This is a genomic window from Paraburkholderia agricolaris, from assembly GCF_009455635.1.
Lineage (GTDB): Bacteria > Pseudomonadota > Gammaproteobacteria > Burkholderiales > Burkholderiaceae > Paraburkholderia > Paraburkholderia agricolaris.
In genome coordinates this window covers 1,494,725-1,516,776 of the sequence record NZ_QPER01000001.1, presented here as the reverse complement: position 1 = coordinate 1,516,776, position 22,052 = coordinate 1,494,725, and the positions used below count along the sequence as shown (strand labels likewise).

Sequence of the window (22,052 nt, the reverse complement as noted above, 5' to 3'; positions counted from 1 at the left end):
CATTATAATCCCCGGCATGAATTCCCAAACCGACCTCGTCCCCGCGCCCGCGAGCGTTCCGGCCCCCGCCGGAGCAACGGAAGATCTCGCCCAGCATGCGCAATTCGTCGACTGGATGCGCTCAGTCGCCCCTTACATCCATGCGTTCCGTAACAAGACGTTTGTCGTCGGTTTCGGCGGCGAAGTGGTGCATCAGGGGCTCCTGAATGCGCTCGTGTCCGATATCGCGCTGCTGCAGGCCATGGGCATCCAGATCGTGCTGGTGCACGGCTCGCGACCGCAGGTCGAAGAGCAGATGAGCCTGCACGGCGTGGAGTCCGAGTTCTCGCACGGCATGCGCATTACCGATGCGCGCGCGCTCGAATCGGCGAAAGAAGCGGCCGGCGAAGTGCGTCTGGATATCGAGGCGGCGATCAGCCAGGGTCTGCCGAATACGCCGATGGCGCACGCGCACATCAGCGTGGTGTCCGGCAACTTCGTGACGGCGCGCCCGGTCGGCATTCTCGACGGGGTCGATTTCCAGCACACCGGCGTGGTGCGCAAGATCGACGCGGATTCGATCCGTCACTCGCTCGCGAGCCGCAAACTGGTGCTGCTATCGCCGCTCGGCTTCTCGCCCACCGGCGAAGCCTTCAATCTGTCGATGGAAGACGTCGCCTCGGCGGCCGCGATCGCGCTGCGCGCCGACAAGATTGTGTTCCTGACCGAAACGCCGGGCCTGATGGAAGCCGGCGAAGACGGCCCCGAACTGGTGCGCGAACTGTCGCTCGACGACGCGTACAAGCTGCATGAAAGCGGCGAAGTCACCGGCGACGCGGGCTTCTACCTGAAACATTCGATCCGCGCCTGCCGCGGCGGCGTGGCGCGGGCGCATATCATCCCCTACGCGCTCGACGGCAGCCTGCTGCTCGAACTGTTCCTGCACGACGGCGTGGGCACGATGATCTCGTACGAGAACCTCGAAAGCCTGCGCGAAGCCACGCCGGACGACGTCGGCGGGATTCTCTCGCTGATCGAACCGCTCGAATCCGACGGCACGCTGGTGCGGCGCGGCCGCCACCAGATCGAACGCGACATCGATCATTTCTCGGTCATCGAGCACGATGGCGTGCTGTTCGGCTGCGCGGCGCTGTACCCGTACCCGCAGGAGCGCATCGGCGAAATGGCCTGTCTCACGGTGGCGCCTGAAGCGCAAGGCACCGGCGACGGCGAACGTCTGCTCAAACGCATCGAACAACGCGCACGGGCGCGTGGCTTGACGCGGATTTTCGTGCTCACCACACGTACCGAACACTGGTTCCTCAAGCGCGGCTTCGTCAAGGTCACGGTCGACGACCTGCCGGAAGACCGTCGCCGGCTCTATAACTGGCAGCGCAAGTCGCTCGTGCTGATGAAACAGCTCTGAACGTCCCTATATAAAGCGACTACTGCCCGCCGTAACTATTTTTTATGAGACCGGAGAGTAAGTGCTGAAGCACTCGCTCCGGTCGACAAAGGAGAAGCACAGCATGACTCGTATGGTTCAATGCGCGAAACTCGGCAAGGAAGCCGAAGGCCTCGATTTCCCGCCGCTGCCGGGAGAACTCGGCAAGCGGATCTACGAAAGCATTTCGAAGGAAGCGTGGCAAGCCTGGTTGAAACAGCAAACCATGCTGATCAACGAAAACCGCCTGAACATGGCCGATCCGCGCGCACGCCAATATCTGATGAAGCAGACGGAAAAGTTCTTCTTCGGCGAAGGCGCGGATACGGCGCAGGGTTATGTGCCGCCGCCGGCTGAATAATTGCTTGCTCCCCGGCATCCGGCCTCGCTCGCCGAACTGAACCGGGTCAGACAAAAAATCCGCGCCAGGTGCGCGGTTTTTTTTCGTCTGTTTTCCGTTCACCGGTCCTTCTTCGGGGCGCCTCCGGCTTCACCAGTCAGTACATTTTCAGGCCGTTTTTAAGCCGCCTTTCCATACCTTCGCGATCCGCTGAATCCCCCATCCGGTAAGGGATTGAGCGCCTTTCCGGGGACGGCCTGCGCACGCCGGGTTTGCACGATCCTCCGTCATCGTGCTATCATGTGCCTCTTTCCAACAGCATTTCACCTTCATTCGCGTTCTTTTCAAAGTGGTTTTCGCGTGCCTTTCGCTTGCCTTTTCCCCGGCCCGCCACACCCTGAATTGGACAGTTTTTATACAAGAAGGCTTGTCGGTCGTTTCCCCGCTTGAACTCTGCATAAGCGGCAAATAAAGCACCGGCCTTTTTCGTTTCAAGCCTTCCAGCGGCGCGTGGGCCAGCTTTCAGCCACCCCAGCGTCCTCATGCATCTGCCCCCCTTCCACGGCCACGCAGATGCAACAGTCAGCACAATCTAGACGAGTGTTTTTTCGCGATTCGTTCGCGAGGCACGGGCGTTCTGCTTTCTTTTCCACGCCCCCTTCCATCGCCTGCCGGCGAGGGAGACGCCATCGCGCTGCTCGCGAAACTGCACTTCCCCCAGCACCCGTGGCGGAACGTTCATGTGCGTTTTCATGAGTTTCGTCGCAGTCATTGGAGTTTTCACCTTGACCGCTTCCAGCAACGGCTTCTGGCGACACCACAAAGAAGAACAACGCCTCTCCCTCGACGACATCACCGTCGTCGACAAATCCCTCCTCAAGCGGGCCGTCGGCGCCATGGCGCTCGGCAACGCGATGGAATGGTTCGATTTCGGCGTGTACAGCTACATTGCTGTCACGCTCGGCAAAGTGTTCTTCCCGTCGTCGAGCCCGTCCGCCCAGTTGCTCGCCACCTTCGGCACGTTTGCCGCGGCGTTCCTGGTGCGGCCGATCGGCGGCATGGTGTTCGGGCCGCTGGGCGACCGCATCGGCCGTCAGCGCGTACTGGCCATGACCATGATCATGATGGCTGCCGGCACCCTCGCGATCGGGCTGATTCCGAGCTACGCGAGCATCGGCATTTTCGCGCCGGTGTTGCTGCTGGTCGCGCGTCTGGTGCAGGGTTTCTCGACGGGCGGTGAGTACGGCGGCGCCGCGACTTTCATCGCCGAGTTCTCGACGGACAAGCGCCGCGGCTTCATGGGCAGCTTCCTCGAATTCGGCACGCTGATCGGCTACGTGCTCGGCGCGGGTACCGTCACGCTCCTGACGGCGACGCTGTCGAGCGAGGCCCTGCTTTCCTGGGGCTGGCGTGTGCCGTTCCTGATCGCGGGTCCGCTGGGTCTGATCGGCCTGTACATCCGGATGAAGCTCGAAGAAACGCCTGCGTTCAAGAAGCAGGCCGAGCAGCGCGAAGCCGAAGACAAGGCGATCCCGAAGCAGTCTTTCCGCGAATTGCTGATGCAGCAATGGAAGCCGCTTCTGCTGTGCGTCGGCCTCGTGCTGATCTTCAACGTCACCGATTACATGGCGCTCTCGTATCTGCCGAGCTATCTGTCGGCCACGCTGCACTTCAATGAAACGCACGGTCTGTTCCTCGTGCTGCTCGTGATGGTGCTGATGATGCCGATGACGCTCGCAGCCGGCCGCCTGTCCGACACGATCGGCCGCAAGCCGGTGATGCTGTTCGGTTGCGTGGGTCTGTTCGCGCTGTCGATTCCCGCGCTACTGCTGATTCGCATGGGCACGATGCTGCCGGTGTTCAGCGGCCTGATGATTCTCGGCGTGCTGCTGTCGTGCTTTACCGGCGTGATGCCGTCGGCGCTGCCGGCGCTGTTCCCGACGAAGATCCGCTATGGCGCGCTCGCCATCGGCTTCAACATTTCGGTGTCGCTGTTCGGCGGAACAACGCCGCTCGTGACGGCCTGGCTGGTCGACAGCACCGGCAATCTGATGATGCCGGCGTACTACCTGATGGGTGCTTCGTTGATCGGTATCGTCTCGGTGCTGGCGCTGCGTGAAACGGCTCGCAAGCCGCTGCTCGGCTCGGGTCCGTGCGTGGCCACGCGTGCCGAAGCGCATGCGGTGCTGCGCGGCGAGCGTGAAGCGGAAGAGATGGATGAACGCTACGCGGCCACGGCTACGGCACGCGCCTGATCCTGGGTTATGCGGTAGAGCCGGTTGCAGAACCAGCACACGTGTCCCCAAACGGGTCGGCAGATTTGCCGGCCCGTTTTTTTATGTCACCAGCAAATCGAATGTCGCGCTTGCGTGCGCGCCTTCGATAACGAGCATGCCGGCGGAAATCGGCAACTTGAAACGCCTCGGTCCGGCACTCCCTGGATTGATGAACAGCACGCCGTCGCGCTCGCTGATCGCGGGCTTATGCGAGTGTCCCGTCACGACCACGCCGATGCCTTCACCACGCGGATCGTCGCCTACGTCGGCGATATCGTGCACGACGAGGATCGTCACCTGTTGCACAGTCAGCTTGACGTGTGTCGGCAACGAGGCGAGCGGCCCGGCGATGTCGTTATTGCCGCGCACGGCGGTAAGCGGCGCGATCCGGGCGAGTGCATCGAGCGCCGCCTGATTGCAGACATCGCCCGCGTGGATGATCGCGTCGCACCCGGCGAGATATTGCAGAGCTTCGGGACGCACGAGGTTGTGCGTGTCGGAGATCAGGCCGATTCGGGTGGCTGGGACGCTGTGGGTACGCAAAGTCATGATGCGAGTTTGAGCGCCAGCCACATGATCAAGCTTCCATCATGTGTTCGATACGCCGGTCGGGCACCAGCCACCACGCCGCGGCCAGTGCGTAGAGCGCGGCCGAGATCCACGGCTGCACGAATGCCAGCACCATGCCCGCGAGATAAATGACGACCGAAACCTTGCCCTTGAAGTCGTTGCCGACCGCCTTCGCGATCGTCGACTCCGTGCCGTGCTCGCGGATCAGCACACGGGTCAGAATGAAATACGCGATCGCCGACATGAACAGCACGGCGCCGTACATCGCGGCCGGCCACGCGGCGAGATGGCTTTCGCCGATCCAGTGCGTGACGGCCGGCAGCAGCGACAACCAGAACAGCAGATGCAGATTGGCCCAGAGTACCGCGCCGTTGACCTTCTGCACGGCATGGAACATATGGTGATGATTGTTCCAGTAGATGCCGACGTAGATGAAGCTCAGCACGTATGCGCAAAACACGGGAATCACGGGGCGCAGCGCGGCGAGATCGTGGCCTTCCGGCACCTTCAACTCGAGCACCATGATCGTGATGATGATGGCGATCACGCCATCGCTGAAGGCTTCGACGCGTCCCTTGCCCATCGGTCGGTTTCCTGATTGTGTAGTCGAGATTGGAAGCCCGGTCAGGCTTCGCACGCCGCCGATTATCGGCGATGACAACCGGACTTGTCGAATACCGGCCACAGCGGCACGCGTCAGCGGATCAGCGCGCCGCGCTCGTTTAACAATTGACGAAGAATACTGCGATGGCACCGATTTTCGTCCTCGCAGTAGCAGCCGACAGAAAAGTGCGTCGTTTGTGACAATGCGGCAAGCAGGTCCAACACCTTAGCGGTGTCGCCATCGCTCATCTGCGCGCGGAATTTTTTCGCAAATGCATGCCACTCGGTGTCGCTGGCGGCCGCCTTCGCGTCTTTGATCAATTCCGCAGCGGGCGACAGATTAGGTAGCCACACGTCGTAATAGTCGCGAGTCGCGAATTCCGTCCGGGGTACGCCGCGCGGTGGTCGCCGAACGGTGCCGATCCGCAGGCCTTCGTCGGCGGCTCTCGGCGACCCAAGCTGGACGATGCTAATGCTCATGTTTTTTTCCTGATTCGTGGTGGAGTCACGAGCGCCGCGCCCCGCTGCCTCGACGTCGGGCCGGCGCAGGACCGATCCGGGGCCAAACGCAGGGCAAAACCCAAGGCCAAACCCAAGATCAATAAGCGCCGCTCGCCAGTGGTTCAGGTCACGCGAGCCTAGCGCTTCGTGCCTTTCATCGCCTCGATTTCCATGGCGGCTTGCCGCTCTTCGCTCGCCTCGATCGGATCCATCGACTCGTCGATCGAGGCCGCGGCACGTTCCGCGACGTCTTTCGTTTCGTCGAAAACGGGATCGAATTCCTCGTCGTCATCGCCCGGCGGTTCCAGCATGTCGTGCAGCATAGCCGCCAGCTCCGGCGTATCCCACTCCGCGCCCTGCTGCTTCTGCTTTTTTATGTAATGTCTCACCTCCGCGTCCTGCTCCGGGGTCAGCGGAAGTCCGCGAAAAGTGCTTTTGGGGTCGGCATCATGCATGATCTCGCTCCAGGATACGCGCCAGTTCGAGTGTAATCCCGTTATGGTGACGTAATCTTCGTTATCGGTCACTGCCCATCAACCTGTCCGGCGACGCCTGACGCCGCCTGGCTGCGTCTGAACACCGGTCAGCGCCGCACCTCCGGGGTGTAGACCGCCAGCCACACGCTCGGCTCGGTGTCGCTGGTCCACGCCACCCGGTGCCGGCAATGCGCTTCGATCAGCACATGGTCACCCGCTTTCATCGGACGCGGCTCACGTTCGCCTTCGAATTCGAGGGTGGCCGCGCCGCTCAGCAGCGCGACCCACTCGGCGCGCGGACTGTCATACCAGAAGTCCGGCGGACTTGCGTGCCCTCTCGAGACGATCCGCTCGATGCTCACGCCGGCGTCTTCCACAAGCGCGTCGACTTGCTCGTCAGAGCTTGCCGGCGCGCCGAACTCGAAGAGATTGCCGCTACCTGGACCGCTGCTTATGCGTTTCATCGCTTGTGCTCCGGCTTGGTCTGTCGCCTATCGCCTGTCGCCTGGGTCCGCGGTTGCGGCCGGGCGCACCGCTCATTTCATCGGTTTGAGCCCATCGAGCAAAGTCGGCACCAGTTCGCTGATGGTCGGGTGAATGTGCATCGCGTATTGCAAGGTCGGATACGGCGCGCCGGCGGTCATGATGTCGATGAACGTGTGCAGCGCTTCGTCGCCTTCGATGCCGTGGATCGCTGCGCCAAGAATCTGCTTGCTCCCGGCGTCGACCAGCACCTTCATGAAGCCGTCGGTCTCGCCGCGCTCGCGGGCGCGGCCCACCCGCGTCATCGGCATGGTGGCGATCAGCGCATCGCGGCCGGCCTTGCGCACATCGGCCTCCGAGAGCCCGACGCGCGCAAGCGGCGGGTCGACGAATACCGCATACGCCATGATGCGTGTGTCGACGCTGCGTGTGCCTCCGTCGAGCAGATTGGCCGCAACGATATGGAAATCGTCGTAGGACGTGTGGGTAAACGCGCCGCGTCCGTTGATGTCGCCGATTGCCCAGATGCCCGGCACGTTGGTGCGCAACTGGCCGTCGACGGGAATCGTGCCGTGCTTGTCCCGCGCGATACCGGCGGCGTCGAGGCCGAGATCGTCGGTATTCGGTTCACGCCCCGTGGCGAACAGCACGTGCGATGCTTCGAGCGCGGCAATGTTCTGCTCGAAGCCGATGCATACCTCGTTCTCATGATGCGGATGCGGCTCGACCCGCGAAGGTTGAGCGCCGAACATAAACTCGACGCCTTCGCGCGCAAGCACCTTCTGCACGGAATCGGCGAAGTCGGCATCCTCGCGCGTGAGTATGCGTTCACCGCGCACCAGCACCGTCACCCGGCTGCCGAAACGGCGAAAAATCTGCGCGAATTCGAGCGCGATATAACTGCCGCCGACAATCGCCAGATGGTCCGGCAATTCCGTCAGTTCGAGCAGATTGGAGTTGGTGTAGTAGCGAATTCGCTCGATCCCGTCGAGCGGCGGCACGACTGCGCGCGTGCCGGTATTGATGAAGATTTCGTCGGCGCTGAGTTCGTGGAGCACGGCGCCATCCGGGCCGCTGACGGCAAGCGTATGTGCGCCGGTGAAGCGTGCGTGGCCGTTGAAGACGGTGACATTGTCGGCGCCGCGCAGCCATTTCTCGACGCCGTCGCGCGACTCGCCGATGATCCTGTCCTTGCGTGCCTTGACCGCTGCCAGATCGACGCTGACCGCGCCGCCCACCTGTACGCCCAACTCCGCGGCATGACGCGCCACGTGGGCCACGCGAGCGCTTGCCACATACGACTTGGTCGGCGTGCAACCGACATTCACACAGGTCCCGCCGAAAGCCGCCCGTTCGATGACCGCGGTTTTACGCCCGCTTTGCCCAAGGCGCACGGCGAGCGGCGCACCGCCTTGTCCCGTGCCGATCACAACTGCGTCGAAATGCTGTGGCATGGCAAATCTCCCGAGGCTGGGATGCTGGTCGTAGCATCTTACGCTCAGCGCTTCGACTTGCCTTTATCGTCCTTTCGATCGTTTCCGTTGCGCGGTGCGGGTCCGGTGGCGCGCGCGCCGGTTGACAGAGATTGCGTCTGACGGAGGGTATTCAGGCGTGGCAGTGCACCGCGCAGATCAATTCGCGCGAACGTTGCAGCGCGGCTTGCGCACCGCGCGTCGCGACAACCCAACCGACCTGCCCGAGGTTGAAATCCTGCGACACCATCACCTGCATGAGGGCGACCATCGGCAGCACCACCGATGGCCGGTAAAGCTGGTTCTTGATCAAGGCGGGTAGAACGGGTCCCATTGCGGCTCCCATCGCGCGAGGCCGTTTCGGCACGGCGCGGAAATAACATTCGATGGGAGGATTGTAGGGAGACCGGACGCGCGGATAAATACCGGGAACGCGAAGGCACTTGTTCGTCAATCTGAACAATCGGATCGGGGCGCGCGTAGCAGCAAGGTTGCTGTATTAGCCCGCTATATTAGCCCGCCCGCCGACGTGGTTTTCGGCGTTTGCAGCCATGGCCGCAAACGCCAGAACAGTCATGACGCGCCGGCCATCCCCACTTGCGCGTCACATAAACTACGCGCATAAGCACTCGCGCCGACCGGCCGGCTGTAAAAATACCCCTGCTGCTTGTCGCAAGCGATCCCGCGCAAAAACGCCGCCTGCTCCGCAGTCTCCACACCCTCAGCAGTGACATTCATGCCAAGCGAATGAGCCATCGCCACCACCGCCTGGGTGATCGCGATCGAATCGCGATGGTCCGGCAACCCGGCGACGAAGGATCGGTCGATCTTCAGGTTATGCAGCGGAAACCGCTTCAGGTACGACAGCGACGAATAGCCGGTGCCGAAATCGTCGACGGAAATCCGCACGCCCATCGCGCTCAACGCAGTGAGCATCGGCAGGACAGCATCGCTGTCGCTCATCAGAAGCCGCTCGGTGATCTCCAGCTCCAGCGCGCCCGGTTCGAGTCCGGACTGCTCGAGACAGCGCTCGATCCGCTCCACCAGGCCGCCTTTGAACTGCCGGGGCGAGAGATTCACCGCAACGATCAAATCCGGCGCGAGCGTGCGCCGCCATTGCGCGGCCTGCTCGCAGGCGCGGGCCAGCACCCAGGCGCCGATCTCGACGATCAGGCCGGCGTCTTCGGCCACGGGGATGAATTCCACCGGCGAGACATTGCCCAGATCGCTGTTGTACCAGCGCAGCAGCGCTTCGGCGCCGATCGTACGGCCGCACTGACTATCGACGATCGGCTGATACACGAGGCTCAGTTCGTCGGTAGCGAGCGCGCGCCGCAAGGCCTGCTCGATCATGAAGCGGCGTTGCAGACGCTGATTCAGTTCGGCCGTGAAGAACTGAAAATTGTTACGGCCGCATTGTTTCGCGTGGTACATCGCGGAGTCGGCGTTACGCATCAGCGTGGGCACGTCCTGGCCGTCTTCGGGAAACAGACTGATGCCGATCGACGCGCCCATGTAGTACTCGTTGTCCGCCACCGCGAACGGTACCGCGATCGTGTCGAGAATGCGCTGGGCGAGCGCGATCAGATGAGCGGTGTTTTCGTATGCGCTGACCACGATCACGAACTCGTCGCCGCCTACGCGCGCGAGCGTGTCACCGAACGCGACACACGCCGACAGCCGCTCTGCCACGCTGCACAGCAGCGCATCCCCGGCCTCGTGACCCGCGGTGTCGTTGACCTTCTTGAAGCCATCCAGATCGACGAACAGCACGGCCACCCGCGCCAGTTCGCCCATCCCGGCCACGCCCGCCGGCGCGAACAGATCGCGCATCCGCTCGGCGAGATAGGCGCGGTTGTAGAGCCCGGTAAGCGGATCGCGAGTGGCCAGAAACTTGAGCTGCCGTTGCGCTTCGCGCACCGGCCCGATGTCCGTGAACGAGATCAGCACCGAACTGGGTTCGCTATCGCCCGGCTTGATGATCGGCACGACATTCTCAGTAATCCAGATGACATCGCCGTCGATCAGTTCCAGACCGATCGTGATGCCGAGCAAGGGCTTACCGCTCGCCAGCACCCGGCAAGTTGGACGATCGGCCTCGGTGATGAGGGAGCCGTCCTCGTGATACGCACGCACCATCACCGTCAGAATGTCGTGGCCGATCAGTTCGGCGCCTGCCCGCAGAATGCGTCGCGCACTCGGATTGCAGGCCAGCACCACGCCGTCGCGCGCCTGCACGACGATGCCCTCGTTCAGATGGTCCACCACCAGCCGGTGATGCTCCTCGCTGCGCGCGAGGCGTTGCGCCATGGCGTCCTGATGGACGGCGAGACCGACACTGTGGCTGATGTCGTAGAGTATCGCCGCCTCTTCGGCGCTCGGCCGGCGCGGCGTGCGGTGATAGACCGCGAACGCGCCCAGCACGGTGCCGGAATCGTTTTCAAATGGCACCGACCAGCACGCGCGCAAGCCGAGCGGCAACGCGAGGTGCCGGAAATCGTCCCACAGCGGATCGGTTTCGATATTTTCGACGGTCACCATGCGCCGCTCGAACATCGCGGTGCCGCAAGAACCTACCCCTGGACCAATCGCAACGCCGTCGATCGCGGCACTGAAATGCGCCGGCAGCGAAGGCGCGCCGCCCACGCGTGCGCGCACGCCGTCCGCATCCAGTAGCAGGATCGAACAGGCCGCGCCTTCGCCGAGCAGCGCTTCCGCGCGACGGCATACTTCATCGAGCAATTCGGGCAGCGGAGTGTTGCGGGTAATCAGCCGCAACACCGTACGCTCCGAAGCCAGCACCCCCTCGGCCCGATCCGGCCCGTAGCGGGTGCTCTCAGGCGTTGCTCCCATCGCGTAATCTGATGTCGCTTCGCGTGTCATTTGTGCGCCCCCTAACCCCACATCGGCAGGTTAGTGTACGCGGCGCACCGGGGTTTACGCGAGGGCGGCGCACTTTAATCGCGATGCATAGCGCGAAATACTTCGGCCGGGCGGCTACCTCGCCAGCCAATGCAGCAACGGCGCCATCAACACGGTGAATCCAACGATCAAGCCCGCCGTCAGCACCAGCCCTGCCAGATGGGCGGACAGCGCTGCACGGGCATCGAGCGGAGCGGCTCGCGCGTGTGAATCGCGCACAGCAGGCGCGGCTGTCGAACCGCTTTCACCCGCCCTACTGTTGGAGCCGCCACGATTGAACGTGCCGCGGCCTGATGTGCCACACGCACTCACTTCAGACTCGCGACGCCCGGCCGCGCGAGATGCAGCACCTCGTAGACCGTGCGGCCCGCGGTGGCGACCGGCGCCGCCGACGACAACGTGAGACGGATCAGCTTCCAGTTGGCGACATCGAGCGCGGAGACCACGGCCACCGTATCGTCCTGCTCCGCGATGCGGCGATTCTCCCCGGTCAGCGCGGCGCGCAACTCGGCACGGTTGTCCTGCTCGCCGATCGGCTGTTCGTCGCGATACAAGGCGAGCGCCCGCTGCGCCGGCCCCTTGCGGGCGTCGAGCGGCAGCCAGGTTTCGACCTCGGGCCGGCCGAAATCGTCGATCACATTCTGAAAGCGCGAGCCCATGAAAAAGTCGGCGGTTTGCTCGGCGTCGAGCCACAGGTACACCGCGGAATAGACGTTCGCCGTAGCGCCATAGCGGCCGCGCTCACGGACGACGAAGGCCTTGAAACCCAGGCCTTCGGTTTCGTCCCACAGCGGGCCGCGCCGCGTCGCGCGTTCGCGGATGATTCCCATGTCATAGGTGGACGGCAGACGGTGCGAATATTGTTTGGCAAACATGACGAACTCCTTCCTGGTTTTGACTGATGACGAGCTTGCGCCGGTGCGATCATTACAGCAAGATATGGTGATTTATATCTGCAATAAAATTTCAATATGCCAACCCTCTCCCGTCCTCTCGATCTGGATGCGATCCAGGCCTTCGTGCTGGTGGCGGATCTCGGCAGTTTCACGCGCGCGGCCGAAGTCATGGACACCTCACAAGCCGCGATGAGCCTCAAGCTCAAACGACTTGAAGAGCGTCTGGGCTACCGCTTGCTGGAGCGCACGCCGCGAGTGGTCAGACTCTCGCCGCGCGGTGATGTGTTCATCGGCGCTGCCCGGCAATTGCTGCTGGCTCATGAACGCGCCCTGGCGGGAAGCGCCGCCGACACGCCGGAACGCCGGCTCAAGCTGGGCATCAGCGATCACGTGGCCGGGCCGAATCTGCCGGCCCTGCTGGGACGGCTCGCGACTTACGATCCGCTGCTCGTCATCGAGGTACGCATTGCCGCGTCGCGCGACGTGCTCGCGTGGTTCGAGCGGGGTGAAGTGGACGCGGCAATCGGCCGCCGCGAGGGCGATCGCCGCGATGGACAACTGCTGGCCGAGGAGCGGCTTGGCTGGTTCGCCGCGCCGGGCTGGCAACATCGCGAGGGGCAGCCGCTGAGGCTCGCGACGCTCGCTGCGCCGTGCGGGATTCGCGCGATTGCGACGGATGCGCTCGATACGGCCGGGATCGCGTGGACCGAGGTATTCGTCGGCGGTGGCGTGATGGCGGTGGGCGCCGCCGTCAGCGCGGGACTTGCCGTCGCCGCACTGGCGCAGCGCGTGGCGCCGGCAGGCGCGATCGAGGTCGGCGAGCAACTCGGCCTGCCGCCGCTGCCGACCTCGAAGGTGGTATTGCATACGCGGCTGAGCGATCCACGCTCGCAGGAAACCTTGCGAGCCGTCAGCTCGGCGTTTCTGAACGCGGCGTACTGAGGAGCACGTGTGGGCCGGATAGACCGGCCCCGGATGCCTCAGCCGTTTCCACCTCCTGGGGGCCTGCCTCCGCCGCCCTGCGAGGGGCCGCCTGGGCGATTATTCCCACCGCCTTGCTGGCCACCCGGTGGACGCCCGCCTAGCGGACGACCTCCTGCATTGCCCGGCGGCTGACCGCCCGGCGGACGGCCACCTGCATTACCCGGTGGCTGACCACCCGGCGGACGGCCTCCCGCATTACCCGGTGGCTGACCACCCGGTGGACGGCCACCCGCGTTGCCCGGCGGCTGACCGCCCGGCGGACGGCCACCTGCATTGCCCGGTGGACGGCCACCCGCGTTGCCCGGCGGCCGATTACCTGGCGGGCGACCGCCAACATTCCCGGGTGGCGGACGGCCCCCCACATTCCCTGGCGGACGGCCTCCTGGCGGCCGTCCCGCACCGGGTCTCGGCGGCGGAGGCGGCGGATGATTCGCCCAACGCGAGCGCTGGTTGTACCACGGCCGGCCGCGATAATAATTGCCCCAATAAGTCCCGATCGAGAAGGTCACGATCGGCAGGCCGATCACCGTGCCGTAGCTCATCACCGGCACATTGCTGCCCTGATAGGGATAGCTGAGCCGCCCCGCATAGACCCAGCCGCGCAGATTCGGCGCGGCGACGTCACACCATTGGTAACCGCTGATACAACCCATCACGGTCACGGGCACCCCACCCGGCAACTGCGTCACGACGGGATAGTCTCTGGCAGGCCCGGCGCGCACATTGACGCTGCTGTTCGTGTATGCCTGCGACTGCGCTGAAGCCACTGCGGGCAAGGCCAGCAGGCCGGCCGCCGCGTACAGCCATGGCATGAAGTGTCGTTTCATTGCTCCTCCCGTTTTCGCGTCCCGCATTGGCACGCATGTCCTGGGGGTGGCCCGTGCAAGGCAAGATTTGGTAATCACCCACCCGAACTCACGCTGTTCTCGGGCATCTGTACTCCGGCGACCCGGCCGATCATCCGTTGGATGAAAAACCCATGCGCTGCCGAGACCACGATGAAAATTTTCCGCCCCCTCCTTGTCGTCGCACTGATGCTCACGTATCTGCCCGCTCACGCTACCAGCTTCGACTGCAACCGGGGTCGCTCGCTCACCGAACGGATGATCTGCAACGACCCAGCGCTCTCGAAACTCGATGACACGCTTGGACAACTGTACTGGAAAGCGCGGCGACGGGTCATCGACCGTCGCGCGTTTCTCACCGACAGTGACAGCAAGTGGGCGTGGCGGGAAGCGAATTGCCGCGACGCCGGGTGTCTGGGGACGTGGTATGCGACGCGAATCGAGGAGTTGCAGCGGCTGATCGAAAGCATGCGAACCGGCGCACCGGATATCCCCGCGGAACCCGACCTCCGGCGCAAAGCTGTCATGCCCGCGCTACAGCAAAGCGAAACCGCGATGCTGCGATGCACCGCGGCAAATCCGGGGATCGTCGTGAATGACCAGTGCTCCACCGTGATCAGGCAGAGCACCGGGCGGTGGAAATATCAGCCGCACGGTGGCGACTGGTTCTGCGGACTGGCGATGCTCTCGTCGACGAACGAGCAATAGCGCTACCTCGCGCTCCAGAATCTCCGCTGCACCGCCATCACCTCCGCCTCCACCTCGGCCACCGGGCCGATCACCTCGACGAGCTTCTGGCAATGATCGAACACGTAGCGGCAATCCACGCTCATGGTCGGATTTTCGGCGTGATCGCCGGTCGCCTCCAGCAGGCGTTTCTCGGTCATGCCGAACACGACGCGGCCGATGTTGGCCCAATACATCGTGCCGGCGCACATGCAGCAAGGCTCGACCGATGTGTACAGCGTGCAGCTCCACAAGTACTCCGGCGTGAAGTTCAGCGCCGCCACGCGAGCCAGCACCGACTCGGCGTGATTCACCGTGTCGACATTGCCCTGCTCCATCAACACGGTCTCCTGATCCGGACCGATCAGCACCGCGCCGAACGGATGATGCCCCAGCAGCGTCGCCCGTTCGGCTACCCGGCTCGAATGCCGCAAATGCCGCACGATCTGCTCGTGGGTCGGCGTTAAACCTTGCGGCGGATAAGTCGGCGCCACACCTGCGGCGCCGGCGCCGGCATCGGTCGGAACGGTAAGGCTCACGGGCGATCTCCTTTAATAATAATAGTTAGGTAACCGGATCAATCAATTACTTCGGCAGCGACCCGTCCACCCCTTGCACGAACCAGTTCAAGCGCAGCAGTTCCGCATCGCTCAGCGACTTGCCCGCGGCGACCTTCACCGCGCCGGATTGATCCGTAATCGGACCCGCAAACGGATTGAACTTGCCCGAGATGATGTCGTCGCGCTTCTGGTTCAGCGCCTTTTGCGCCGTCGGCGATACCGCGTCCGTGTTGATGTCGGCCAGATCGATCGCCTTCTCTTTCAGCCCCCACCATACCGGCGAGTTGTTCCACGTACCCGACATCACCTGCTGCACCAGATGCGAGTAGTACACGCCCCAGTTGCTCACGCATGCACCCAGTTGCGCGTTCGGCCCGAACTTCTTCATGTCGGAGTCCCAACCGAATGCATGCACTTTCTTCTGCTCGGCCGTCTGCATCGTCGCCGTCGAATCGGTGTTCTGGATCAGCACGTCGGCACCCTGGCCGATCAGCGTCTCGGCGGCCTGCTTCTCGCGGCCCGGATCGAACCAGCTATTGATCCACACGACCTTCACGCGCGCATTCGGGTTGACCGAGCGTGCGCCCATCGTGAACGCGTTGATGTTGCGCACTACCTCCGGCACCGGTACCGAGCCGACAAAGCCAAGTGTGTTCGACTTCGTCGTATAACCGGCGACCAGCCCGGCCAGGTAGGCGCTCTGATAGGTCCGCACGTCATAGGTGGCGAAGTTGGCGGCCTTCTTGTAGCCGGTCGCATGCTCGAATACGGCGTCCGGAAAATCCTTGGCGACCTTCAATTCGAAATCCTGAAAGCCGAAGCTCGAACCGACCACGATCTTGTTGCCCTTGGACGCCAGGTCGCGAAACACCCGCTCCGAATCCGCCGACTCCGGTACGTTCTCGACGCGCGTCACCTTGATCTTGTCGCCGAATTTCGCCTCGATCTCTTTCACGCCCTGCTCGTGCGCGTAGGTCCAGCCGGCGTCGCCCGGATTGCCGAGGTAGACGAAGGCGATGCCAAGCGGCTGTGCGCTCGCGGCGGCCGCCGTCGCGGCGCTGAACGCGAGGGACGCGCCGAGCGCAGCGGCGAGAACGGTCCGGACGGTTTTGATGCGCAGTGAGTGATTCAGCACTCTCGCCAGCGTTGCTTTCATGAATTCTCCGAAAAGGGTTTCCAGGTGCCTGCCACAGCGCGGCTGTGTCCCGGGCAAGGCACCAGCATAAGGGGCCATATTCGAAGGTCAATTTCAGCGCAAAAATTATTTCCCGTTATCTCGCCCATAACGGAATTCGTATCTTTGTGAGCGAAAAACCCGTTCGAGATCAGCGTCCGAGCCTGCCGCGAAGTCCTCGCAGCGAATTGCGCTGCAATTCAATGAAGCTGCGGCGGCGGGTCAGCAGGGTCCGCCGGACCACCGTCAGCAAACAGCTCCGCGCACAAGCCCTGGCCAATCTCGCTCAGACGCGCCGTCCCGGTGCCTTCCTCGTTGAACGTGGTGTCCACCAGACCGCCGTCGGTCAGCGCCGTCAACTGCCGCCGCAAGGCGCTCATGGGCACGTCGGCCTGCTTGGAAAGCTTGGCCAGCGACCACACGCCGCCCGGCGTTTCCTGATACGCGCGCCACAACTGCGCCAGGATGGCGAGCAGCACCGGATCGAGTTCGTTGTCTTCCATCGTGAATGTCTCCTCGCTTTGCTCAAACTCGGCCGGCTCGAACCCGGCCCGGCACGACGCTATCGAGCCATCTGCGCCACCAGTTCACCCAGTGTCTTCAATGCCGCCTCGGTCTGCGCCGTCCACGGATAGCTGTAATTGAGCCGGATGAAATGCCGAAAATCGTCGCGCATCGAAAACATCATGCCCGGCCCGATCGTGATGCTGCGCGCGAGTGCCGCCTGATAGAGCCGCATCGAATCGACCCGTTCGGGCAATTCCACCCACAGCACGTAGCCGCCTTGCGGTGTCGACATGCGTGTGCCCGCCGGAAAAAACCGCTGCACCATCGCCATCATGATGCTCGCCTGTTGCCGGTAGAGCTTGCGCACGTGCCGCAGATGCCGGTCGTAACCGTCCTGCCGAAGATAATCGGCGACGGCGACTTGCGGCACCGAAGGCGTAGTCAGCGTGTTGAGAAACTTCAGCTTCTCGACCTGCGCACGATAGCGCCCAGGCATCGCCCAACCGATCCGGTACGACGCGGTCAGGCTCTTCGAAAACGACGCGCAATGCAGCACCAGCCCCTTCGTATCGAAGTTCTTCAGGGTCGACGGCCGCGCCTCGCCGAAGTACAGCTCCTGATAGACATCGTTCTCAATGGCAGGAATCTCGTGCGCGGCGAGCAGTTCGACCAGTTGCCGCTTGCGCCCGTCCGGCATCTGGAAGCCGAGTGGATTCTGAAAGTTCGGCATCACCATGCACGCAGCGATCTTCTGCCGGCCGATGATCTCGGCCAGCGCCTCGATATCGATGCCGTGGACCGGATGCGTCGCCACTTCGATAGCGCGCATGCCGAGACGCTCGATGGCGTGCAGCATCGCGTAGTAAGTCGGCGACTCGACGGCAACCGTATCGCCTGGCCTCGCGACCGCCTGCAAGCTGAGGTTGATGGCCTCTGTCGCGCCGAGCGTAATGACGATTTCGTCCGGGTCGACCGGCACACCGTTCTCGGCATAGCGCCGCGCGATCTGGCGGATCAATTCGGGATTGCCGGGCGGCAGGTCGTCGATCAGATTCCAGCTCGCGTGGCGCCGGGCGATCGCATTCGCGTACTGGTTGATGCGCCGCCACGGGAACAGCGACGGATCGGGGTACGGCGAGCCGAGCGGCACGGCGTCGTGCGCGCGGATGCTGCGCAGGGTCGACAGCACGAGGCGGCTCACGTCGACCGTAGCGGCGACCGGTGGCGTATGGGCTGCCGGCTGGCGGTTCAGACGCGGCTCGTCGAGCGCGGCCGCCGTCGCTACCGCGTCGCGCACGAAATAGCCCGACTGCGGCCGGGTCTCGACAATCCCCCGGCTCTCCAGCAACGCGTACGCGTGCAGCACGGTCTTGATGCTGACGCCGTGCTGCAGGCTCGCCTGCCGCACCGACGGAATCCGCTCGCCCGCCGCGAAGACGCCGCGGCGCACGGCTTCGGTCATTTCATCGGCGAGTTTTTCGTACAGTTTCAAGGACCTGGCTCAAACAAACGCGTGCGCGGGAACGCCAGTCTATGACAAATATCAAGCAACTGTATCCCTCTTCTTTCCGATTTTCTGTATGCTGCGGCGCTTTTGGAACACAGTAGGCTTCCATGCATCGGCATAAAAGCCTCGTCCAGGCCACATCCGGCCGCAAGATCATGAAGAAACCCGAAGCTCGCATCGAACCGTATACCCACCCCGCCGCCGGCTGGGGCGCCCTCAAATACGTCGCCCTCAACCTGCTCAAGGAAAAGGTGACGGGCGGCGACTACCGCATGCTGTTCAAGCAGAATCAGCCGGACGGCTTCGACTGTCCGGGTTGCGCGTGGCCGGACCGCGAGCATGCGTCGACCTTCGAGTTCTGCGAAAACGGCGTCAAGGCCGTGGCGGCCGAGGCGACCAGCAAGCGCGTGACGCCGGCTTTTTTCGAAGCGCACACGGTTGAAGAACTGATGGCGCAGTCGGATTACGAGCTCGAACAACACGGCCGCCTGACCGATCCGCTCGTCTACGACGCCGTGCGCGACCGCTATGTGCCGATCGGCTGGGACGAAGCCTTCGATCTGATCGCCGATCATCTCAAGCGCCTCGACCATCCCGACAGCGCCGCCTTCTACACGTCGGGCCGCGCCAGCAACGAAGCCGCCTTCCTGTACCAGTTGTTCGTGCGCATGTACGGCACCAACAACTTCCCCGATTGCTCGAACATGTGCCACGAAGCGACCAGCCGCGGTTTGCCGCACACGGTCGGCATCGGCAAGGGTACGGTCACGCTCGACGATTTCGAGCACGCCGATACGCTGCTGATTTTCGGCCAGAATCCGGCGACCAACCATCCGCGCATGCTCGGCGAGCTGCGCGAGTGCGCGAAGCGCGGCGCGACCATCGTGTCGATCAATCCGCTGAAGGAGCGTGGGCTCGAGCGCTTTGCGAGCCCGCAGCATCCGGTCGAGATGATCACGATGGGCAGCACGAAGATCAGCTCCGTGTTCATCCGGCCGAAAGTGGGCGGCGATTTCGCGTTGATCAAGGGCGTTGCCAAACGCGTGATCGAGCTCGACGACGAAGCGCTGGCCTCGGGTCTCGAACGCGTGCTCGACGTCGCGTTCATTGCCGAACACACGGTGGGCTTCGATGCCTTCGCCGACGACTTGCGCGCGGAAAGCTGGGACACCATCGTCGCGGAATCGGGCGTGCCGTTTGAAGACGTGCTGAAGCTCGCCGATATCTACGTGAAGGGCCGCGCGGTGATTTCGACGTGGGGCATGGGCCTCACGCAGCACAAGAACTCCGTGCCGACGGTGCAGATCCTGTCGAACCTGATGATGATGCGCGGCAATATCGGCCGCCGTGGCGCCGGCCTGTGCCCGGTGCGCGGCCACTCGAACGTGCAGGGCGACCGCACGGTCGGCATCGAGGAAAGGCCCACTCAGGCGTTCCTTGACCGGCTCGGCGAAGTCTATGATTTCGAGCCGCCGCGCGAGCACGGTCTCGATGTCGTCAACACGATCCAGGCGATGCTCGACGGCAAGGTGAAGGTGTTCATCGGACTCGGCGGCAATTTCTCGATCGCGACGCCGGACACGCCGCGCACATGGGAAGCCATGCGCTCATGCGATCTGACCGTGCACATCACGACCAAGCTGAACCGCAGCCACCTCATACACGGACGCGATGCGCTGATTCTGCCGACGCTCGGACGCACCGAAATCGATCTGCAAAATGGTGTGGCGCAAGGCGTGAGCGTCGAGGATTCGATGAGCATGGTGCACATCTCGTACGGCATGAACAAGCCGGCTTCGGAGAATCTGTTGTCGGAGATTGCGATCGTCGCGCGCATGGCGCACGCCACGCTCGGCAGCGGCAAAGTCGACTGGCTCGCTCAGGCAGCCGACTATGCATTGATTCGCGACGGCATCGCGCAGGTGATCGAGGGCTTCCAGGACTACAACGAACGCCTGAAGCACCCGGGTGGTTTTCACCTGGGCGTGGCGTCGCGCGAGCGGATCTGGAAAACGCCGAGCGGCAAGGCGCAATTCCTGGTGCACGCCATCGACGTCGACACGCCGATTCATCAGGCGCGCGCGGAGCACGGCGAGCGCCTGATGACCCTGATGACGACGCGTTCACACGACCAGTACAACACGACGATCTACGGTCTCGACGATCGTTATCGCGGCGTGTATGGGCAACGCCGCGTGCTGTTCGCCAACAAGGACGATCTGGCGATGCTGGGTTTTGCTGCGGGTCAGCGCGTGGATATCACGAGCGTATGGGCCGACGGGATCGAGCGCCACGCAGCCGGGTTCCTGCTGGTGGAGTACGACATTCCGCGTGGGTGTCTTGGGGCTTACTACCCGGAGACGAATCCGCTGGTACCGCTCTCTTCGGTCGCCGATGGCGCGGGCACGCCGACGTCGAAGTCGATTCCGGTGTTGTTGACAGCGTCGGCACAGCTCGATGCGGTTGCGGCCTGACGCTCGACGTTCAGGTCTGACTTTTCGTCAGATCGCGATACGTGAGATACAGACGCAGATCGAATTCAATCTGGTGGTAGCCCGGTTGCATGAACTCGCAGAGGCGGTAGAACGCCTTGTTATGGTCGCTCTCTTTCAGATGAGCAAGTTCGTGCACCACGATCATCTTCAGAAATTCCGGCGCGGCGTCCTTGAATAGCGAGGCAATGCGGATTTCCTTCTTGGCCTTCAGTTTGCCGCCTTGCACGCGTGAAATGCTGGTGTGAAGGCCGAGCGCGTGACGCACGACGTCGAGTTTGCTGTCGTAGGCAACCTTGTCGATCTGCGCGCCGTTGCGAAGGTGTTCGCGCTTGAGTTCCGCGCAGTACTCGTAAAGGGCACGGTCAGTTTGCACTGTGTGCGCGCCGGGGTATCTCTCGCTCAGATAGTCGCCGAGCCGGTCATCGGCTATCAGCTTTCTGACTTTTTCCTGCAGGGTCGACGGGTAGCCGGGCAGGTATTTCAGGTGTTGCATAGCGGTGTTCTTTGCGATTGTCGAGGCACGGCCTGCATGCCTCACGGCAAGGGTGGCGTCACGCGGATTTTCGATGCACCGGATTCAACCGCGGCTGTCTTCGCAATCCGTCCAGAGTCGCAGCGGATCGCGGTGAAGCGGAAACTGCTTATCGAGCCACGTCGAAAGCCGGGTCCAATCCGGGTGGTTGGTTCCGCTCTGAGCAGACCAGGTCGCCGACCGTTCAAGAATCTGTCCATTCTCGCGATCACGGACCACCAGACTGCCGAGACCGCTTGAACTGTTCGCCTGCGATTCGACCCGATAGCGCGGCAGAAGTCTCAGTTCGGCATCTCCTGCCCAGCCGTACACGGCCCGGACCACGCCGGTTGCGTCTCTCAACTCCACCGCCCCGCTCGCCGGCCGGACAGCCGCCCAGCCTTCACGAAATTCCGCGACGATCTCGTTGCCGCTTTCCCGAACCCATTTCATGCGCCATGCCTTTTCCATCGCGTCGCGCACCTGCTGCACCGACGCATACCCGGGCGGCAACTCGACCCCTATCGGCAAGGTGACGAGGTTATCTTTCCAGAGCGATGCCTCGTCACGATCACGCCGATCGGTCGTTCTGGAACCCTCGTCTCCGAACGGATTGTCAGGCCGGCTGGCGAGATGGGAACCGCTTTGCTGCAACTCGGGGAAAAGACCGTCTGCATCCCGACGAGTCAGTTTGGGTTTTCCGTTCTTCATGGGTCAGTCCGTTGAAAAGCACGCTCAAGGACAACCAATTTACATTAATCGTGAGCTTGGGGTAGCGCTT

At 63.1% G+C, this 22,052-nt stretch carries 24 protein-coding genes; 6 read left to right on the top strand and 18 right to left on the bottom strand.

Features of this window, described 5'->3' with window-relative positions; genetic code table 11:
* The first annotated feature begins 16 nt into the window (after nt 1–16).
* Both argA and GH665_RS06955 read left to right on the top strand, forming a co-directional pair.
* Nucleotides 17–1,405: an amino-acid N-acetyltransferase gene (gene argA / locus GH665_RS06960; RefSeq protein ID WP_028199458.1), complete on the top strand. Its 1,389-nt coding sequence runs from the start codon at nt 17–19 to the stop codon at nt 1,403–1,405.
* A gap of 103 nt (nt 1,406–1,508) precedes the next feature.
* Nucleotides 1,509–1,784: an oxidative damage protection protein gene (locus tag GH665_RS06955; protein WP_027775455.1), complete on the top strand. Its 276-nt coding sequence runs from the start codon at nt 1,509–1,511 to the stop codon at nt 1,782–1,784.
* A gap of 277 nt (nt 1,785–2,061) precedes the next feature.
* Here GH665_RS06955 and GH665_RS06950 read toward each other — a convergent pair whose 3' ends face one another.
* Nucleotides 2,062–2,307 (bottom strand): hypothetical protein, encoded by a 246-nt coding sequence (locus GH665_RS06950; RefSeq protein ID WP_153135243.1) that lies wholly within the window; start codon nt 2,305–2,307, stop codon nt 2,062–2,064.
* A 208-nt stretch (nt 2,308–2,515) separates the two neighbouring features.
* Between GH665_RS06950 and proP the strand changes: the two genes are divergently transcribed.
* The gene (gene proP / locus GH665_RS06945; protein ID WP_246216157.1) at nt 2,516–4,018 is read left to right on the top strand and encodes a glycine betaine/L-proline transporter ProP; all 1,503 of its coding nucleotides are present in this window, start codon (nt 2,516–2,518) and stop codon (nt 4,016–4,018) included.
* Nucleotides 4,019–4,099: 81 nt separating this feature from the next.
* On the opposite strand, the gene GH665_RS06940 is transcribed toward proP, so the two are convergent.
* The 10 genes from GH665_RS06940 to GH665_RS06895 form a co-directional block, all read right to left on the bottom strand.
* Nucleotides 4,100–4,588 carry a metallophosphoesterase family protein gene (locus GH665_RS06940; RefSeq protein WP_153135242.1) on the bottom strand — a complete coding sequence of 163 codons (489 nt, stop codon included), beginning with the start codon at nt 4,586–4,588 and terminating at the stop codon, nt 4,100–4,102.
* A gap of 28 nt (nt 4,589–4,616) precedes the next feature.
* Nucleotides 4,617–5,192, bottom strand: a complete 576-nt coding sequence (locus GH665_RS06935; protein ID WP_153135241.1) for a TMEM175 family protein — start codon at nt 5,190–5,192, stop codon at nt 4,617–4,619.
* A 113-nt stretch (nt 5,193–5,305) separates the two neighbouring features.
* A complete protein-coding gene (locus GH665_RS06930) occupies nt 5,306–5,692 on the bottom strand; it encodes a DUF488 domain-containing protein (protein ID WP_153135240.1) in 387 nt (128 codons plus the stop codon).
* Between the two features lie 158 nt (nt 5,693–5,850).
* Nucleotides 5,851–6,168: a hypothetical protein gene (locus GH665_RS06925; protein WP_153138278.1), complete on the bottom strand. Its 318-nt coding sequence runs from the start codon at nt 6,166–6,168 to the stop codon at nt 5,851–5,853.
* Nucleotides 6,169–6,296: 128 nt separating this feature from the next.
* Nucleotides 6,297–6,653, bottom strand: coding sequence for a cupin domain-containing protein (locus GH665_RS06920; RefSeq protein ID WP_153135239.1), 357 nt, complete (start codon nt 6,651–6,653; stop codon nt 6,297–6,299).
* A 72-nt stretch (nt 6,654–6,725) separates the two neighbouring features.
* Nucleotides 6,726–8,126 (bottom strand): FAD-containing oxidoreductase, encoded by a 1,401-nt coding sequence (locus tag GH665_RS06915; RefSeq protein WP_153135238.1) that lies wholly within the window; start codon nt 8,124–8,126, stop codon nt 6,726–6,728.
* 151 nt (nt 8,127–8,277) lie between these two features.
* Nucleotides 8,278–8,478 (bottom strand): hypothetical protein, encoded by a 201-nt coding sequence (locus GH665_RS06910; protein ID WP_028199450.1) that lies wholly within the window; start codon nt 8,476–8,478, stop codon nt 8,278–8,280.
* A gap of 239 nt (nt 8,479–8,717) precedes the next feature.
* A complete protein-coding gene (locus tag GH665_RS06905; protein ID WP_153135237.1) occupies nt 8,718–11,027 on the bottom strand; it encodes a putative bifunctional diguanylate cyclase/phosphodiesterase in 2,310 nt (769 codons plus the stop codon).
* A 114-nt stretch (nt 11,028–11,141) separates the two neighbouring features.
* A complete protein-coding gene (locus tag GH665_RS06900) occupies nt 11,142–11,285 on the bottom strand; it encodes a hypothetical protein (protein WP_153135236.1) in 144 nt (47 codons plus the stop codon).
* 89 nt (nt 11,286–11,374) lie between these two features.
* The gene (locus GH665_RS06895) at nt 11,375–11,941 is read right to left on the bottom strand and encodes a DUF4865 family protein (RefSeq protein WP_153135235.1); all 567 of its coding nucleotides are present in this window, start codon (nt 11,939–11,941) and stop codon (nt 11,375–11,377) included.
* 96 nt (nt 11,942–12,037) lie between these two features.
* Between GH665_RS06895 and GH665_RS06890 the strand changes: the two genes are divergently transcribed.
* Nucleotides 12,038–12,904 (top strand): LysR family transcriptional regulator, encoded by an 867-nt coding sequence (locus GH665_RS06890; protein WP_153135234.1) that lies wholly within the window; start codon nt 12,038–12,040, stop codon nt 12,902–12,904.
* Between the two features lie 38 nt (nt 12,905–12,942).
* Here the strand turns inward: GH665_RS06890 and GH665_RS06885 are convergent, their stop codons facing one another.
* Nucleotides 12,943–13,773, bottom strand: a complete 831-nt coding sequence (locus GH665_RS06885; RefSeq protein WP_153135233.1) for an SH3 domain-containing protein — start codon at nt 13,771–13,773, stop codon at nt 12,943–12,945.
* A gap of 171 nt (nt 13,774–13,944) precedes the next feature.
* Between GH665_RS06885 and GH665_RS06880 the strand changes: the two genes are divergently transcribed.
* The gene (locus GH665_RS06880) at nt 13,945–14,499 is read left to right on the top strand and encodes a lysozyme inhibitor LprI family protein (RefSeq protein ID WP_153135232.1); all 555 of its coding nucleotides are present in this window, start codon (nt 13,945–13,947) and stop codon (nt 14,497–14,499) included.
* 2 nt (nt 14,500–14,501) lie between these two features.
* On the opposite strand, the gene GH665_RS06875 is transcribed toward GH665_RS06880, so the two are convergent.
* From GH665_RS06875 to GH665_RS06860, 4 genes are all read right to left on the bottom strand, one after another.
* Nucleotides 14,502–15,056 (bottom strand): nucleoside deaminase, encoded by a 555-nt coding sequence (locus tag GH665_RS06875; protein ID WP_153135231.1) that lies wholly within the window; start codon nt 15,054–15,056, stop codon nt 14,502–14,504.
* A gap of 46 nt (nt 15,057–15,102) precedes the next feature.
* On the bottom strand, nt 15,103–16,233 hold the full coding sequence (locus GH665_RS06870) for a BMP family ABC transporter substrate-binding protein (protein ID WP_153135230.1): 1,131 nt from the start codon (nt 16,231–16,233) through the stop codon (nt 15,103–15,105).
* A 218-nt stretch (nt 16,234–16,451) separates the two neighbouring features.
* Nucleotides 16,452–16,754, bottom strand: a complete 303-nt coding sequence (locus GH665_RS06865; protein ID WP_153135229.1) for a helix-turn-helix domain-containing protein — start codon at nt 16,752–16,754, stop codon at nt 16,452–16,454.
* A gap of 59 nt (nt 16,755–16,813) precedes the next feature.
* Nucleotides 16,814–18,250 (bottom strand): aminotransferase-like domain-containing protein, encoded by a 1,437-nt coding sequence (locus GH665_RS06860; RefSeq protein WP_153135228.1) that lies wholly within the window; start codon nt 18,248–18,250, stop codon nt 16,814–16,816.
* 170 nt (nt 18,251–18,420) lie between these two features.
* On the opposite strand from GH665_RS06860, the gene GH665_RS06855 reads away from it, so the two are divergent.
* The gene (locus GH665_RS06855) at nt 18,421–20,739 is read left to right on the top strand and encodes an FdhF/YdeP family oxidoreductase (protein ID WP_153138276.1); all 2,319 of its coding nucleotides are present in this window, start codon (nt 18,421–18,423) and stop codon (nt 20,737–20,739) included.
* 10 nt (nt 20,740–20,749) lie between these two features.
* Here the strand turns inward: GH665_RS06855 and GH665_RS06850 are convergent, their stop codons facing one another.
* Both GH665_RS06850 and GH665_RS06845 read right to left on the bottom strand, forming a co-directional pair.
* Nucleotides 20,750–21,253: a M48 metallopeptidase family protein gene (locus GH665_RS06850; RefSeq protein WP_153135227.1), complete on the bottom strand. Its 504-nt coding sequence runs from the start codon at nt 21,251–21,253 to the stop codon at nt 20,750–20,752.
* Nucleotides 21,254–21,337: 84 nt separating this feature from the next.
* A complete protein-coding gene (locus GH665_RS06845; RefSeq protein ID WP_153135226.1) occupies nt 21,338–21,982 on the bottom strand; it encodes a hypothetical protein in 645 nt (214 codons plus the stop codon).
* Nucleotides 21,983–22,052 lie beyond the last annotated feature (70 nt).

Excerpts from the sequence above, each read along its gene's own strand:
- proP (WP_246216157.1), top strand. The coding sequence starts at position 2,516 with ATGAGTTTCGTCGCAGTCATTGGAGTTTTCACCTTGACCGCTTCCAGC.
- GH665_RS06915 (WP_153135238.1), bottom strand. The coding sequence starts at position 8,126 with ATGCCACAGCATTTCGACGCAGTTGTGATCGGCACGGGACAAGGCGGT.
- GH665_RS06855 (WP_153138276.1), top strand. The coding sequence starts at position 18,421 with ATGAAGAAACCCGAAGCTCGCATCGAACCGTATACCCACCCCGCCGCC.
- GH665_RS06850 (WP_153135227.1), bottom strand. The coding sequence starts at position 21,253 with ATGCAACACCTGAAATACCTGCCCGGCTACCCGTCGACCCTGCAGGAA.
- GH665_RS06865 (WP_153135229.1), bottom strand. The coding sequence starts at position 16,754 with ATGGAAGACAACGAACTCGATCCGGTGCTGCTCGCCATCCTGGCGCAG.
- GH665_RS06940 (WP_153135242.1), bottom strand. The coding sequence starts at position 4,588 with ATGACTTTGCGTACCCACAGCGTCCCAGCCACCCGAATCGGCCTGATC.
- GH665_RS06955 (WP_027775455.1), top strand. The coding sequence starts at position 1,509 with ATGACTCGTATGGTTCAATGCGCGAAACTCGGCAAGGAAGCCGAAGGC.
- argA (WP_028199458.1), top strand. The coding sequence starts at position 17 with ATGAATTCCCAAACCGACCTCGTCCCCGCGCCCGCGAGCGTTCCGGCC.
- GH665_RS06950 (WP_153135243.1), bottom strand. The coding sequence starts at position 2,307 with ATGAGGACGCTGGGGTGGCTGAAAGCTGGCCCACGCGCCGCTGGAAGG.
- GH665_RS06935 (WP_153135241.1), bottom strand. The coding sequence starts at position 5,192 with ATGGGCAAGGGACGCGTCGAAGCCTTCAGCGATGGCGTGATCGCCATC.
- GH665_RS06845 (WP_153135226.1), bottom strand. The coding sequence starts at position 21,982 with ATGAAGAACGGAAAACCCAAACTGACTCGTCGGGATGCAGACGGTCTT.
- GH665_RS06910 (WP_028199450.1), bottom strand. The coding sequence starts at position 8,478 with ATGGGACCCGTTCTACCCGCCTTGATCAAGAACCAGCTTTACCGGCCA.
- GH665_RS06920 (WP_153135239.1), bottom strand. The coding sequence starts at position 6,653 with ATGAAACGCATAAGCAGCGGTCCAGGTAGCGGCAATCTCTTCGAGTTC.
- GH665_RS06890 (WP_153135234.1), top strand. The coding sequence starts at position 12,038 with ATGCCAACCCTCTCCCGTCCTCTCGATCTGGATGCGATCCAGGCCTTC.
- GH665_RS06930 (WP_153135240.1), bottom strand. The coding sequence starts at position 5,692 with ATGAGCATTAGCATCGTCCAGCTTGGGTCGCCGAGAGCCGCCGACGAA.
- GH665_RS06885 (WP_153135233.1), bottom strand. The coding sequence starts at position 13,773 with ATGAAACGACACTTCATGCCATGGCTGTACGCGGCGGCCGGCCTGCTG.
- GH665_RS06870 (WP_153135230.1), bottom strand. The coding sequence starts at position 16,233 with ATGAAAGCAACGCTGGCGAGAGTGCTGAATCACTCACTGCGCATCAAA.
- GH665_RS06925 (WP_153138278.1), bottom strand. The coding sequence starts at position 6,168 with ATGCATGATGCCGACCCCAAAAGCACTTTTCGCGGACTTCCGCTGACC.
- GH665_RS06905 (WP_153135237.1), bottom strand. The coding sequence starts at position 11,027 with ATGACACGCGAAGCGACATCAGATTACGCGATGGGAGCAACGCCTGAG.
- GH665_RS06880 (WP_153135232.1), top strand. The coding sequence starts at position 13,945 with ATGAAAATTTTCCGCCCCCTCCTTGTCGTCGCACTGATGCTCACGTAT.
- GH665_RS06895 (WP_153135235.1), bottom strand. The coding sequence starts at position 11,941 with ATGTTTGCCAAACAATATTCGCACCGTCTGCCGTCCACCTATGACATG.